This window comes from Pseudoclavibacter sp. RFBB5, assembly GCF_002931555.1.
GTDB lineage: Bacteria > Actinomycetota > Actinomycetes > Actinomycetales > Microbacteriaceae > Pseudoclavibacter.
Genome location: NZ_PSTZ01000007.1, coordinates 1,119,829 through 1,133,519, shown reverse-complemented (window position 1 = coordinate 1,133,519; position 13,691 = coordinate 1,119,829). Strand labels below are relative to the sequence as shown.

General features: G+C 69.8%; 12 protein-coding genes. 8 read left to right on the top strand and 4 right to left on the bottom strand.

From position 1 onward, the window contains the following. Positions 1–66: 66 nt before the first annotated feature. Genes C5B97_RS13260 through C5B97_RS13240 form a run of 5 tightly spaced genes read left to right on the top strand, consistent with a single transcriptional unit; the run spans position 67 to position 6,162 of the window. Positions 67–1,215: a peroxidase-related enzyme gene (locus C5B97_RS13260; RefSeq protein ID WP_104312454.1), complete on the top strand. Its 1,149-nt coding sequence runs from the start codon at positions 67–69 to the stop codon at positions 1,213–1,215. A 60-nt stretch (positions 1,216–1,275) separates the two neighbouring features. Continuing rightward, entirely contained in the window at positions 1,276–2,349 is a 1,074-nt protein-coding gene (locus tag C5B97_RS13255; RefSeq protein ID WP_104312453.1) for an ABC transporter substrate-binding protein, read from the top strand. Continuing rightward, positions 2,349–3,449 (top strand): iron ABC transporter permease, encoded by a 1,101-nt coding sequence (locus C5B97_RS13250; protein WP_104312452.1) that lies wholly within the window; start codon positions 2,349–2,351, stop codon positions 3,447–3,449. Before C5B97_RS13255 ends, C5B97_RS13250 begins: the two co-directional genes overlap by 1 nt. Beyond that, positions 3,446–4,231 (top strand): ABC transporter ATP-binding protein, encoded by a 786-nt coding sequence (locus C5B97_RS13245; RefSeq protein ID WP_104253794.1) that lies wholly within the window; start codon positions 3,446–3,448, stop codon positions 4,229–4,231. Before C5B97_RS13250 ends, C5B97_RS13245 begins: the two co-directional genes overlap by 4 nt. Then, positions 4,231–6,162 (top strand): FAD/NAD(P)-binding protein, encoded by a 1,932-nt coding sequence (locus C5B97_RS13240; protein WP_104312451.1) that lies wholly within the window; start codon positions 4,231–4,233, stop codon positions 6,160–6,162. Before C5B97_RS13245 ends, C5B97_RS13240 begins: the two co-directional genes overlap by 1 nt. A gap of 225 nt (positions 6,163–6,387) precedes the next feature. Here the strand turns inward: C5B97_RS13240 and C5B97_RS13235 are convergent, their stop codons facing one another. Both C5B97_RS13235 and C5B97_RS13230 read right to left on the bottom strand, forming a co-directional pair. Then, complete coding sequence (locus C5B97_RS13235; RefSeq protein WP_104312450.1) at positions 6,388–7,620, bottom strand: MFS transporter; 1,233 nt, start codon at positions 7,618–7,620, stop codon at positions 6,388–6,390. Beyond that, positions 7,613–8,056 (bottom strand): metalloregulator ArsR/SmtB family transcription factor, encoded by a 444-nt coding sequence (locus C5B97_RS13230; protein ID WP_104312449.1) that lies wholly within the window; start codon positions 8,054–8,056, stop codon positions 7,613–7,615. Before C5B97_RS13230 ends, C5B97_RS13235 begins: the two co-directional genes overlap by 8 nt. A gap of 118 nt (positions 8,057–8,174) precedes the next feature. Between C5B97_RS13230 and C5B97_RS13225 the strand changes: the two genes are divergently transcribed. From C5B97_RS13225 to C5B97_RS13215, 3 genes are all read left to right on the top strand, one after another. Further along, the gene (locus C5B97_RS13225; RefSeq protein WP_104312448.1) at positions 8,175–9,500 is read left to right on the top strand and encodes a GNAT family N-acetyltransferase; all 1,326 of its coding nucleotides are present in this window, start codon (positions 8,175–8,177) and stop codon (positions 9,498–9,500) included. Positions 9,501–9,575: 75 nt separating this feature from the next. Then, a complete protein-coding gene (locus C5B97_RS13220) occupies positions 9,576–10,946 on the top strand; it encodes a hypothetical protein (protein ID WP_104312447.1) in 1,371 nt (456 codons plus the stop codon). A gap of 218 nt (positions 10,947–11,164) precedes the next feature. Continuing rightward, on the top strand, positions 11,165–12,910 hold the full coding sequence (locus C5B97_RS13215; protein WP_104312446.1) for a choice-of-anchor G family protein: 1,746 nt from the start codon (positions 11,165–11,167) through the stop codon (positions 12,908–12,910). 127 nt (positions 12,911–13,037) lie between these two features. Here the strand turns inward: C5B97_RS13215 and C5B97_RS17995 are convergent, their stop codons facing one another. Continuing rightward, positions 13,038–13,181 (bottom strand): hypothetical protein, encoded by a 144-nt coding sequence (locus C5B97_RS17995; protein ID WP_167516459.1) that lies wholly within the window; start codon positions 13,179–13,181, stop codon positions 13,038–13,040. A 53-nt stretch (positions 13,182–13,234) separates the two neighbouring features. After that, on the bottom strand, positions 13,235–13,606 hold the full coding sequence (locus tag C5B97_RS13210; RefSeq protein ID WP_104312445.1) for an MmcQ/YjbR family DNA-binding protein: 372 nt from the start codon (positions 13,604–13,606) through the stop codon (positions 13,235–13,237). Between the last annotated feature and the right edge of the window lie 85 nt (positions 13,607–13,691).

The window sequence follows — 13,691 nt, the reverse complement described above, 5'->3', positions numbered from 1 at the left end:
GGGCCCCGCCGGTGGTGGCAGTTTGGTATCTGATCTCCCCCGAACTCCACTGCTGAGGACCCCCACGTGCGCATCTCCCCGACGGTTCCCGAGTCGATCGCCTCGCTGACGGCAGCCAAGCCCGAGGTCATCGAGCAGACGCTCGCCGCCTGCTCGGCGCTCTACGAGGCACCACAGGCGCTCGAAGCCACGCTTCTGCACGGGTTCGCCCGCACGGTGGCCCGCTGGCAGGGCAACGCCCAGCTCGCGGAGTGGCACCTCGCGCAGGGCGCGGACGCACGCCTCGTCGGCGACGAGCTGCCCGCCGACCCGAAGCTCCGTGCGCTTGTCGAGCACGTCGACCTCATCACGGTGTCGCCGGCGCTCGCGACCCACGAGGACCAGCACGTGCTGCCGCTCACCGGCATCACCCCTGACGAGATCGTGCTCCTGAGCGAGCTCGTCGCGTTCGAGAGCTACCTCGCGCGCATGCTCGACGGCGACGCGCTCCTCGCAGGCCGGTCGCCGGAGCGGGTGGATGCGCCTGCGCGCTCGACGGTCGCGGCCGGCCGCTCGAAGGACCTGAGCGGACGCACGATCTCCGGCCTGCAGAAGCCGACCGCGTACACCCAAGAGCAGCTCGAGTGGTCGCCGTGGATCGCCGCTCCCCCGGAGGACGAGCTCACTCCCGAGCAGGTCGATTCCTTCGCCGCGAAGGCCACCACCAACAGCGTCTACTTCAGGCTCCTGTCCCGCGTTCCCGCCGTGCTGAAGGCGCGCAGCGCGATCGACAACGCCGTCTTCCTGAGCAAGGACGGACTGCCGCGTGCCGAGCGCGAGCTCGCGGCGGCGGTCGCCAGCAAGGTCAACGACTGCATCTACTGCGCGTCCGTGCATTCGCGGAAGGCGACGTTCCAGTCGAAGCGTCACGACGACGTCCAGCGGGTCATCGACGCGAGCCTGCCGAGGGACGCGAACTGGCAGCCGACCGCGCTCGAGGCGCTGAGTGCGAAGCAGGATGCACGCTGGTCCGCCATCATCCGCTTCGCGGCCAGCCTCTCGACCCTGCGCCCGAGTGCGACGCCCAGCCAGATCGAGGAGCTCCGTGATCTCGGCCTCGACGACGCCGAGCTGTTCGACCTCGTCGGGTCGACCGCGTTCTTCGCGTGGGCGAACCGCCTCATGCTCAGCCTCGGCGAGCCCAACTGGCCCGCGTCCGCCGCGTCCGCCAGCTGAGCATCCCGGCCCGCTTTCTCGCACCTTCTTCTGCACCCCCAGCCACCGAGAGGTTCCCCTATGCCCATCGCACGTCGACTTCCCGCCGCCATCGCGGCCCTCGTCGCCAGCACGCTGCTGCTCACCGGCTGCGGCACCGTCACCCCCGAGGGCGGGGCCGACGCCGAGACGATCACCGTCATCGACGACCAGGACCGCGAGGTCACCATCGACGGACCCGTCGAGCGCGCGGTCGTGCTCAACAGCTACGGCAACGAGTTCGTGCGTGCGATCGGCGCGGGCGACACGGTCGTCGGCGTCGACCGCGCCTCCATCAACCGCCTCCCGTACCTGCCGGTCGACGAGGCAGACGTCATCGCCGAGGGCCTCGACCAGATCAACTACGAGGCGGTCGCCGAACTCGACCCCGACGTCGTCATCATGCCCCGCAACGCCGTCTGGCGTGAGGCTGCAGAGCAGCTCGAGTCGTTCGACATCCCCGTCGTCGTCGCGACCGCGTGGGACTACGCGGTCTTCGACGAGACCGTGAGCCTCCTCGGACAGGTCTTCCAGAAGGAAGAGGGCGCGCAGGCGGTCACCGACTTCTCGAGCGAGATCCTCGACGTCGTCGCGGAGCGCACCGAGGGCGTCGAGCCCGTGCCCGTGTACTGGGAGACGGTCGACCCGTACCTGACGGTGCTCCCCGGCTCCGGCTTCCACGCGATCATCGAGGCGGCCGGCGGCACCAACGTGTTCGAGAACGCCGCGGGCGGCGGTGACGAGCAGGAGGAGATCACGGTCGACCCCGCCGAGGTCGTCACCCGCAACCCCGCCGTCATCGTGCACGAGTTCGAACCAAGCGCCACGCCGACAGGCCAGGAGCGCTTCGACTCGCTCGGCGCGGAGATCACGGCCCGCCCGGGCTGGTCGAACGTCGACGCCATCAAGAACGGTGAGGTGTACCTCGCGAACGGATGGGCGACCAGCGCCGTCGCGAAGTCCATCGGCGCCCTCTACCTGGCGAAGTGGCTGCACCCGGAGGAGTTCTCCGACGTCAACCCTGACGAGTTCCTCGAGCGCTGGGTCGTCGACTTCCAGGACACCGACTTCCCCGGTGCAAGCGAGTACATCCAGCAGTACCAGGCGGGCGCGTAGTGACGGTCGCGACACCAGAGGCCGGCACGGGCTCGGCCGGCGAGCAGAACGCGGTCGCGTCGAGCGAGCGCAAGCGCGCCAACGTCAAACGGCTCGCGATCGTCGGCGGCCTCATCGTGAGCGCGCTCGCGATCATCGCCGCCGTCACGATCGGCACGGCGGGCGTCACGTTCGGGGACGTCTGGGCCGCGGTCATGCTGTCGATCTTCGGCGGCACGCTCGAGAACGACTTCGCCCAGAAGTTCTCGATCGTGACGGAGCTGCGCCTGCCGCGTGTGCTGCTGGCCTTCGCCGCCGGCGCGGGACTCTCGCTGTCCGGCGTGCTCATGCAGGGGCTGCTGCGCAACCCCCTGGTCAGCCCCTTCACCCTCGGCGTCTCGCCCGCGGCCGCGTTCGGCGCAGCCCTCGCGATCACCATCGCGGGCGGCACGACCCTCCCGTCGTGGGCGATCATCGCGAGCGCGCTGGTCGTCTCCCTCGCCGTGTCTGCGCTCGTGCTCGGCCTCGCATCCGCCAAGGGAATGGCGATCGCCACCCTGCTGCTGCTCGGCATCGCCATCACGCAGCTCTTCGAGGCGCTCACCGCCGCCCTGCAGTTCACGGCCAACGAGAACACGCTGCAGGCGATCGTGCGATGGACCTTCGGCTCGGTGAACGACGCGACCTGGGGGGACGTGCAGACGGTCGGGATCCTGGTGCTCGCGACGATCCCGTTCGTGCTGTGGTTCGCGAAGGACCTCAACGCCGTCGCCTTCGCCGGTGACGACGCCGCGAAGAGCCTCGGCGTGAACGTGCAGGCGCTTCGCGTGGGGCTCATCATCGTGGCGGTTGTCCTCGCCGCGGTCATCGTGAGCTTCTGCGGCGTCATCGGCTTCGTGGGCCTCGTCGGGCCGCACATCGCGCGCCTCATCATCGGCGCGGACCACCGCTACCTCATCCCGTTCTCGGTGGTCACCGGTGGTCTCCTGCTGCTCGTCGCCGACACGGTCGGGCGCACGATCCTCGCGCCCGCCGTCATCCCCGTGGGCATCGTCGTCGCCTTCATCGGCGCGCCCATCTTCATCCAGCTCATCCTCACGAGGAAGACGGCCCTCAAATGAGCCTGACGATCGACGGCATCGAGTTCGCCTACGGCAAGCACAAGGTGCTGAAGGGTGTGAGCCTCGAGGTGCAGGACGGCACGTTCTGCGCGCTCCTCGGCCCCAACGGCTCCGGCAAGTCGACGCTCACGAAGGTCATCGCCCGCGTGCACAAGCCCAGCGAGGGCACCGTCACGTTCGACGGCACGGATGTGCTGAGCCTCGGGAGGCGCGAGCACGCCCGGACGGTGGCCTACGTGCCGCAGTCCGGTGAGGCTCCGTTCGATCTGACCGTGCGGGAGGCGGTGCTCCTCGGCCGCACCCCGCACTACGGGATGGCCCCCGGTGCCGAGGACTGGCGCCACGTGCAGGACGCCATCACGCTGCTCAACCTCGACGAGCTCGTCGACCGCAACATGTCGGAGCTGTCCGGAGGGCAGGCGCAGCGCGTGCTCGTGGCCAGGGCGCTCGCGCAGGACCCGAAGGTGCTGCTGCTCGACGAGCCGACCAGCGCCCTCGACCTGCGCTACCAGATCGAGACGCTGCAGATCGTGCGCCGCATCACACGCACGAAGGGCATCACGGCGCTCATCGCCATCCACGACCTCAACCACGCCGGCCGCTTCTGCGACCAGATCGTCATGCTCGACCAGGGCACGATCATCAAGAGCGGCACGCCAGCCGAGGCGCTGCAGGAGGACACCCTCAAGCAGGTCTACGGGCTGCGCGTGACGGTCGAGGAGCGCGAAGGGTTCGTCGAGGTGCGCCCCGTCGTCGAGGACGACCTGGAGTACCGCATCTGATGTTCGACGCCGTCATCGTCGGGGGAGGGCCGCGCGCCGTCGCCACGGCGTTGCGGGTGGCGGCTCGCCGGCCCGCGACGCGCATCCACCTGGCCATCGTCGACGCGATCGACGTCGGCGCCGGGGCGACCTGGCGCATCGACCAGCCGGCCGAGTTCCTCAACAACACGACGTCCGGTTCGACGACCATCCACGCCGACGAGTCGACCAAGATGTCCGGGCCCGTGGTGCCAGGCCCAGACCTCGTCGACTGGGCGGAGGCGATCGTGCAGCGCGGCGAGCACCCCACCCCGTGGGTCCTGGACGAAGCCCGAGCCGTCCGGCCCGGGAGCTTCCCTTCGAGACGCCTGCAGGGCATCTACTTCCGCGAGCAGCTGGAGGCCGCCGAAGCGAGCGGGTACGTCAGCGTCACTCGCATCGAGGGGACAGCCGTGGATGTGCGTGGCGACGGTGCCGCAACGCGCACCGTGGTCCTCTCCGACGGCACCGAGCTGACGGCGTCGGTCGTGGTGCTCGCCCAGGGCATGGTGCAGGCGCTGCCGAGCGAGGAGACGGAGCGATTCGAGCGAGCCGCTCGCGAGCGGGGCCTCGTCTACATCGCACCGGGAATGCCAGCCGAGCAGGACTGGGCGGTCGTGCCCGGGGGCGAGGACGTCATCGTCCGCGGCCTCGGCGCGAACTTCTTCGATGTCGTCGCCGTGCTCACGGCCGGCCGCGGCGGACAGTTCGAGCCCATCGCGGGCGACGAGAGGGGCCGACTGCGCTACCTGCCCTCCGGCCGGGAGCCGATCCTGCACGCAGGCTCGCGCCGCGGCGTGCCGTACCGTGCGAAGGCTGACGGCTGGGCGGAAGCGACACCCTTCTCCGCCCGACTCGCCGACCGTGCCTGGTTCGACGCGCTCGCCGCGGCGGAACCGGCATCGCTCGACTTCCCCCGAGACGTGTGGCCCGCGATCGCCCGCGAGTTCGCCGTCGCGTACCTGACGGCACTCGCCGGCTGGGCCCCGGGAGCGATGCTGGTGCCGCTGGACGCCGCCCTCGAGGAACTCGACCGGGCGCAGGACGTCGCCGCTCTCGACGAGGTGCTCACCGCATCCATCGACCAGGACCTCGACGATGGCGCACACGCCTTCACGATCGACTCCCTCCGCCGGCCCACGCGAGGCGAGCAGATCACGCCAGAGCAGTGGGCGCGGCAGGTCGCGCAGCTCGTCGAAGCGGAGCTCGGCTCCATGTCCGCACCGGACACGCACCCGCGCGCCGCCGTCAACCGCGCGATGGGCGCGCTCCGAGGCCAGGCCGGACGGCTCTCCGCCGCCGGCGTCCTCGAAGGGCGATCCGCCGTGCTGGACTTCGAGGGGTGGTTCAACGCCGACGGCCTGTTCCTCGCATCCGGCCCGCCCTCAGGGCGCACCCGCGAGGTCCTCTCGCTCATCGACGCCGGGATCCTCCACCTCACCGGGCCCGAGACCGAGGTCTCCCTCGACGAGGCAGCAGGCGAGTTCGTCGCCCGCTCGGCGATCACCGGCGCCGTCGTCCGGGCCCGCGCGCTCATCGAGCCCCGCATGTCCAAGGGCAAGGTGCCCGCCACCAACGACCCGCTGCTCCGAGCACTGCTCGACTCGGGGCGCGCCCGCGTGCACACGCGGCGCTCGCGGGACGGCGTCGACGTGGAGACGGACAGCATGGAGGCGACCGGGGCAGTACTGGACGATCACGCGCCAGGCCTCAACCTCGTGCGCGGCGACGGCTCCGTGGACGAGCGTGTCGTCGTGCTCGGGATACCGGCGCTCAGCACGCAGCCTGGCAGCGCGATCGGGGCGACCCCGGGCAAGCCGTCGCCGCTGCTTGCGGGTGCGGATGTCGCGGCCAGGCAGATCATCGCGGCCGCGCGGTCGAAGCCGCAGGATGAGCAACAGCAGGGCGTCTGAGTCGGGCGCGGCCGCGCCGCGCCGCGCATCCACCCTCCCTCTCGGGTAGGTCCCTCCCTCGCGGGTAGGTCCCTCTCTCTCGGGATGGGCCGTGCCTCTCGGGATGGGCCGTGCCTCTCGGGATGGGCCGTGCCTCTCGGGATGGGAAAGTCGCTTCGTGCTGGGAAATTACCCGCAACGAAGCGACTTTCCCATCCCGAGACCGAGGCCGAGCGCGGCGCGAGCTCAGACCTGGGCGGGCTCCGGGCGTCGATCGTGCGCGCCACGATCTGCCCAGGTCAGCGCGGCGACGACCGTCGCGACAAGGCTGACCCCGCCGAGCACCACGGCGGTCGGCGCGAGTCCGAGCCAGGCGCCGAGGAAACCCGCCGCCGGGTAGCAGAGGACGTAGCAGGCATGCGAGAGCGAGAACTGGGCCGCGAAGACGGCCGGCCGCTCATCGCTCGACGCCGCCCGGCGCAGGAGGCGAGACGACGGGGTCAGCACGAGTGAGGTGGCCGCGCCGAGGAGCGCCCACACCGGGAGGGCGAGCATCCACCCCAGGTCGCTCGACGTCGAGAGGGCGCCGGCCGCAGCGAGGAGGCTGACGGGGACCAGCGCGGCACCTGCGAGCATCACCCTGCGGTCGGAGACTCGCTCCAGCACGCGCGGCAGGCCGAGCGCGACGAGCATGGACCCCGCACCGGAACACGCGAGCAGCACGGCGAGGTCGGATTGCGGCCGCCCGAGCTGCGCCTGCACGAGCACGACGGAGTTGACGATGACCATCGCCGTCCCGGCGGCGACCGCCAGGTTGAGTGCCAGGAGCGCCCTGAGGTCGCGGCTGCGCCAGAAGACCCGGATGCCCGCGGTCAGTCGAGCGAGGAAGGGGCTTGGCGCGGCGAGCGCGACGCTCGGGAACCTGGTCGCGGCGACCAGGGTCGCCGAGACGAGAAAGCCGACGACGGTGCCGACGAACAGGGAGTTGTAGGTGACGACCGTCAGCAGGAGAGCTGCGAGGACGGGGCTTGCGAGCGCCTCGAGGTCGTAGGCGAGGCGGGAGAGTGAGAGTGCGCGTGTGTAGCGGCGCTCGTCCGGGAGCACGTCGGGGATCACGGCCTGGAACGTCGGCGTGAAGGTCGCCGACGCCGCCTGCAGCACGAAGATCAGCAGGTAGACCTGCCAGACCTCGCCCACGAACGGCAGCCCGAGAGCGATGGCGGCCCGGATGAGGTCGGCCGAGATGAGAACTCGCCTCCTCGACCACCGGCTCGTCACCGCGGCCATGACCGGGGAGACCACGACGTAGGCGATCATCTTGATCGTGAGCGCCGTGCCGAGCACGATGCCGGCGTCGCCGCCTGCGAGGTCGAACGCGAGGAGGCCGAGCGCGACCGTGAGGAGGCCCGTCCCGACGAGGGCGACGACCTGCGCCCCGAAGAGGTGCCGGAACGCCCGGTTCTCGAGCAGGTCACGCATCGGAGTCCCCAGCGGTGACCGGTCCGCGCGCGTCGTCCTTCCGGTGGTGCGGCGGGATGGCGTCGGCGCCACCGACTCCGGCGACGGAATGCTCGGCCTGGAAGATGGCATCCGCGACGAGACGCCTGGCGTGCCCGTTGATGAGCCGGTAGAAGACGCGCGTCCCCTCTTGTCTGGTCGCGACGATCCTCGCGAGTCGCAGCTTCGCGAGGTGCTGCGAGACGCTCGCCGGCGTCTTCCCGACGGCTTCGGCGAGGTCGTTGACGGCGTGCTCGCCGGTGCTGAGGACCAGCACGATGCGCACGCGGGTGGCGTCGGCGAGCATCCCGAAGACCTCGGCCGCGAGTTCGACGGTGGGGCTGTCCAGCTCGACGAGCGGTGCGGTGTCAGCGGGACCGAGCGAGGCACCCGTCGATGTCTGCTTATCTGCATGCATACGCAGATAATGTCACGTGGCCTCCGCCTGGTCCAGTGCGGCACCGGTGCGCCGGCTCGAATCGCCGCGCCAGACCGCCTTCAGGACGTAGCTGACGGGCGGGACCTACGCTGGAGGCATGTCTGCAGTTGAAGATTTCACGCGCTTCCCGATCGACGAGACCTCGAAGGCGAAGCTCGCCGAGTCCGGCCTGCGCTACGAGACGCTGGACGCGAGCGACGCAGCTGGCTTCGCCGCGTGGGCGCGGGCCGACCTGCGCGGGTTCCTCGCGGCAGAGCCCAGCGAGAAGCACCTCGAGGGCATGCGGGCATCGCTCGGCTACCGGCGCACGACTGGCGTCTGGGACGATTCCGCTCCCCAGGCGGATGAGCCCGTCGCGACCACGAGCTCGTGGCCAGCCGAGCTCACGCTGCCAGGCGGCACCCAGCTGCGCGTGTGGGCCATCAGCTCGGTCACCGTCTCGCAGGCGCGCCGCAGGCGGGGGATCGCCAGGAACCTGCTCGAAGGCGAGCTGCGCACGGCGGCTGCGCTGGGCATTCCGCTCGCGGCGCTCACCGTCTCCGAGTCGACGATCTACGGGCGCTTCGGATTCGGGCCCGCGACCTTCGCGGCGAACCTCAGCATCGACACCCGTCGCGTTCGATGGAGCGGCCCCACGCCGAATGGTCGCGTCGACTACGTCAGCCGCGAGCAGTGGGCGGAGCGGGCCGCGGGGCTCTTCGACCGCGCCCGGACGTCGACGGTCGGCGAGATCGAGGGCTGGGACGGCATGTGGCCGCGCCTCGCAGGAACGGTGCACGACGAGGAGGGTGAGGGCAAGAAGCTCCGAGCCGTCACCTATACGTCGGAGTCCGGCGAGCTGCAGGGGGCGGCGCTCTTCAAGTACGAGGGCGGAGACAACGATTACGCGAGCCACACGCTGAGCGTCGAGTTCCTCCGCTCGGTGAGCGATGACGCGTACGCGGCCCTCTGGCGCTTCTTCCTCGAGGCGGACCTCGTCTCCACCGTCAAGGCGGAGCACGTCGCCGTCGACGAGCCGGTCAGGTGGATGCTCGGTGACCAGCGGGCTGCGAGCGTCACGACGACGGATCACCAGTGGCTGCGGATCCTCGATGTGAAGGCGGCGCTGGAGGCGCGAAGCTACGCGTCGCCTGGAGTGCTCGGCCTGGAGGTCGAGGATGCGCTCGGATTCGCGGACGGGTCGTTCCTCCTCACGGTCGGCTCTGACGGGGCCGGAACCGTCGAAGCGGTCGACCGCCTCCCGGAGGCGGTGCCTGCGGTGCGCCTGCGCGTGGATGCCCTCTCGTCGCTCCTGCTCGGTGGGGTCGCACCCGCCGCGCTTCGCGCAGCAGGGGTGCTCAGCGAGGTGACGGACGGGGCGAGCGCTCAGGTCGCGCGTCTGCTTCGGGTCTCGCCGGAGCCCGCTCCCGGCATCTGGTATTGAGCCGGTCTGCGGGGCGCTCCGCCGGCGGTGAACATCGACAGCTTCGCCCGGTGACGCGCAACTAGAATCTGCGGCATGGCATCTGGATTCTGGGGGCGCGCTCGCCGCGCGAAGCAAGCGCAGCAGGCCGAGATCGACGCTCACGACAAAGACCTGGCGATGAAGGCGGGAGTGGCGCTGGTCGACGCCGATGAGCGCATCCGCCTCATGAACGACGAGCTGTCGTTCGCGGAGGCCGAGCTCGGCTCGGGTGCCACGCAGGACCTCAGGGACACGCTCGTCAATGTGCGCAAGTACATGGGCGAGGCGTTCCACCTCAATCAGCTCAACGTCGACGACATCCCCGACACGCCAGAGGAGCTGCGCACCAGGAATGCGCGCATCGTGCAGATCTGCGAGTGGGCGATGGGCCTGCTCGAGGAGAAGTCCTCTGTGCTGGAAGAGGCCGTCGCGGTGGTTCGTCAGACCCCAGCCGTGCTGGAGGGCGTCAAGCGCGACTCGGAGCGTCTCCGGGCGCGCATCCCTGACGCGCAGGCGAGCATCGATCGGCTTGCCCTCCGGTACTCGGATGCCGCACTGCACCAGGTCGGCGACAACCCGGCGGAGGCGGCGCAGCTGCTCACCTTCGCCGAGCACAGCGCCGATGTGTCGCTGCGTCGACGCGAGGCGGGCCAGAACGAGCAGTCCCGGCTCGCGCTCGAGGCATCGACGGAGGCCGTGCGCCGAGTGCACACGCTGCTCGACGCCGTCGAGAACTACGAGATCGAGGCGCTTCGTGCCGAGTCGACGCTCGCCGCGGTCATCGCCGATTCCCGCGGCGACCTCGTCGCGGCGCGAGACGTGCCGCGCAGTCGCGAGGTCGAGGAGGCAGCCGAGCGGCTCACCGATGCGCTCGCCTCGCTCCCTCCGGCGGGTGAGCGCACCGACCCGTTCGCGTCCCTGTCGCGCCTCCGGGCCGCGAACACGGCGCTGGACGAAGCGGTGGCGAAGGCGAGGGATCGAGCGGCGCGCCCCATCCCGTCGCAGGCGCAGATCGTGACGGCGATCGATGACGCGGACCGGCAGATCGCCGTCGCGAACGACGTGATCTCGGGGCACCGAGGGTGGATCGGGTCCGCGCCGCGGACGCGCCTGGCCGAGGCCGAGCGCATCCGGAACGAGCTCGTCAGCTACCGCGGCGGTGAGGAGGAGCGTGAGCAGGCCCTGTCGCTTGCACGGCGGGCGGGTTCGCTTGCGAGCGAGGCGCTGCAGCTCGCGCAGCGCGACATCGACCAGTCGCGCCCGCAGCAGCAGGGTTACGACGAGTGGGGCCAGCCGCGCGGTGGCGGATACCACGGCGGGTACGGCGGTCGCGGGGGTCGACGTGGTGGCGACATGGGGGACGTCGTCGGGGGTGTGCTCGGAGGGCTCATGATCGGTGGGCTGCTCGACGGGATGTTCGACTAGGGCGCTTTTCCCGATCGCTCACCGTTCGGTTGGTTGAGATGGGTGAATATCCGGGTGAATCACCACGTGTGACGCGGATATGTGGATCAGACTCCAGGACGCTGTGGTATTGCGCTATGTTCTTGTCCTAGCGCGTGATTTCGGAGTCGAAGTACCCAGCGTCTCCGACGCACGTGGTCCCACTGCCGTTCGTCCCCCCAGCGAAAGAGTGCCGCCGAATGCCCAGCACGTCCCAAGAATCATCTGCCCAGACCCCGCAGGTGCCGAGTGCCTTCGCGGCGACTCCGACACGCACCGGGACCGTCACACGTCGCTCCATCGTCGCCGGCGCCGCCTGGACGGCACCCCTCGTCGTTGCCGCCGCATCCGCACCACTCGCCGCCGCGTCACTGACGACCGCCGGCTGCCTCCCGACCGGCACCCTGTTCAACGCCGGCTCGAACGGTCGCCTCCTGAGTGGGACGCTGCTCGGCACGGAGCTGCTCGGCGGGCTGCTGGCCGGTCTCACGGGCGCCCCGACGCAGCTCTCGGGGAACACCGTCCAGGCCGACAACACGTCGCCGCTCGACGGAGTCATCGACCTGCTCTCCGGCGTGCTCCAGATCGTCACGGGGCCCCAGTCGCTCGGCCTCTTGAACCAGCGCTCCTACGCGAACCAGTACGGCACGACAGACGGATCGAGCGGCGCAGTCGCGAACGACGGCCTCATCGCCCTGACGCCCGCCCAGAGCGAGCTGACGCTCGGAAACCTCGACCTCACGAAGGTCTTCACGCAGCTCGGCACCCTCATCGGCTCGCCGGTCGCTGCCGACCTCCTGAACTCGCTGACCGACCTCGACCTCGACATCGGGGCAGTGGCCGGCCGCACCTACGCGAACGTCCTCTGCGTCCCGCCGCAGACCGTCGTCGGCACGCCGCCGGCGCCGAACGTCACCTCCGGTTCTGTGTCCGAGGCCTTCCGCGGCGCCACCGCGCCGCCCGTCACCGTGCAGCCACCCACCGGCGGCATCCAGCGCCAGTACATCCTCAGCCACCTGCGTGCCAAGGTGACCTCGGGAGTCGTCGGTGCGCTCGGCACCGCCCTCCAGACGACCATTCCGGTCAACCTCCCCGTCAGCACCCAGGCGATCTTCGACGAGCTCGCCAAGATCCCGTTGTTGGGTGGCGTCGTGGGTGCCATCGGTGGTGCCGCGAACCTGAACGTTAGCGCTAGTGTCGACCTCGCTGCTCTCACCGCAGCTCCCATTGGCGGGGCGAATTCTCCCCTTCGGCTCGACTTGACTGCGGGAACCGTGACGGTCGACCTTGCGCCACTTCTCAACACGCCAGACAAGAAGACGTTCAATAATCTGCCGGCCAATACGCGGCTCTTCGCCGACTTGCCTCTTCCGACGAATGCAATAGTCGCGGCTCTAAACACGCTTGTAGAAGACATCATCACGCGCCTCGCGGGTTCGATCACAATCTCGATCACCGCCAATCTCATCGGAATTGTAAGCCTTGAGATCAGCGGAACACTCGCCCAGTTCCTTGCGGGACGAGGCGGTGGGGCGACGGCAGTTGCCCGACTCGGAATCGTCACGCTCAACCTCGCTCCCGTACTCGATGAATTGCTACCGAATCTCGCAGGTGTCGTTGCGGGGACTGTCCGTGGCCTTCTGGCGCCGAACGGCACCCTCAACGCGATCTTCACCCCGTTGAACAACCTTCTCTCGCTGCTGTTCAGTGCGCTCACGAACGTCCTCGTGATCACGGTGAACGCGCAGAACGATGACTCGTCGAAGGATCCGTTCCGGTCGGTTCGGGTGCCCCTCCCGGGGGCAGGCAGCGGCACCATCCCAGCGTCGCCGAACTTCCGCGTCTTCGAGACGGCCGCGCTCCAGGTCGGAGCGATCGGGTTCCTCAACCTGCTCAACCTGTTCGTGGCTCGCGGCTCGAGCGGACCGAACCCGCTGCGCCCGTAACACCGACTGCGGGGTTCTCCGCAGAGAACGAGCCCCGTCGGCGCTTCCCAGCGCTGACGGGGCCCGTTCTCGTCGACGGAACCAGCGGTCTCCACGGGCCAGGCACCCCTGGGGGCGCCAGTGCTGCCTACTTCGTCGAGCGGACCGAGAGCAGCTCGTACCCTTCCGGCACCATGGCTTCGATCTTCGACTTCGCTTCTTCGTAGGAGTCGGCTTCCGCCTCGATCGTCTCGCTCGCGACGGGACGGATGACTGCAATGACCTTGACCATCCGCTGATCATAAGGCTCTCGGTCGCCACTGTCGGAGAAGGACGCGACCGCCCCTAGTCGGTGTCGGTGTCGGTGTCGGCGTCGGCGTCGGCGTCGGCGTCGCGGAGGATGCGCTTCGTCGCCCTCGCCCGCCACGCCTCCTGCAGGACTTCGCCCAGTCTCGCCGTGGACACCGCCTCGAGCCGCACGAGCACGCTCGGGTGGCCGTCGTAATGCGGGGTGGTGAAGAACGCCTCGGGCTCGCCCTGCAGGAGCGCCTCGCGCTCGCCCAGGTCGGCGCGCCAGCAGACCAGCACTCCGGGCTGATCGTGGAAGCGCGCGAACATCTTCTTCCCGACGTAGAACGCCGGAGTGCCGTAGGCGGTGCGCTCCTCGGTCTCGGGGAGCGCGAGCGCCAATCGCCGAACATCGTCGTCGCTGCTCATGACGCCATCGTGTCACTGCTTCTGCCAGGGAACCAGGCTGAGCGCGGAAATCGGCCGAGGAGGCTCGCCGAGCGGGGAATACCTC

Coding starts and splice junctions, on each gene's coding strand:
- C5B97_RS13255 (WP_104312453.1), top strand. CDS start 1,276: ATGCCCATCGCACGTCGACTTCCCGCCGCCATCGCGGCCCTCGTCGCC.
- C5B97_RS13245 (WP_104253794.1), top strand. CDS start 3,446: ATGAGCCTGACGATCGACGGCATCGAGTTCGCCTACGGCAAGCACAAG.
- C5B97_RS13240 (WP_104312451.1), top strand. CDS start 4,231: ATGTTCGACGCCGTCATCGTCGGGGGAGGGCCGCGCGCCGTCGCCACG.
- C5B97_RS13235 (WP_104312450.1), bottom strand. CDS start 7,620: ATGCGTGACCTGCTCGAGAACCGGGCGTTCCGGCACCTCTTCGGGGCG.
- C5B97_RS13230 (WP_104312449.1), bottom strand. CDS start 8,056: ATGCATGCAGATAAGCAGACATCGACGGGTGCCTCGCTCGGTCCCGCT.
- C5B97_RS13225 (WP_104312448.1), top strand. CDS start 8,175: ATGTCTGCAGTTGAAGATTTCACGCGCTTCCCGATCGACGAGACCTCG.
- C5B97_RS13220 (WP_104312447.1), top strand. CDS start 9,576: ATGGCATCTGGATTCTGGGGGCGCGCTCGCCGCGCGAAGCAAGCGCAG.
- C5B97_RS13215 (WP_104312446.1), top strand. CDS start 11,165: ATGCCCAGCACGTCCCAAGAATCATCTGCCCAGACCCCGCAGGTGCCG.
- C5B97_RS17995 (WP_167516459.1), bottom strand. CDS start 13,181: ATGGTCAAGGTCATTGCAGTCATCCGTCCCGTCGCGAGCGAGACGATC.
- C5B97_RS13210 (WP_104312445.1), bottom strand. CDS start 13,606: ATGAGCAGCGACGACGATGTTCGGCGATTGGCGCTCGCGCTCCCCGAG.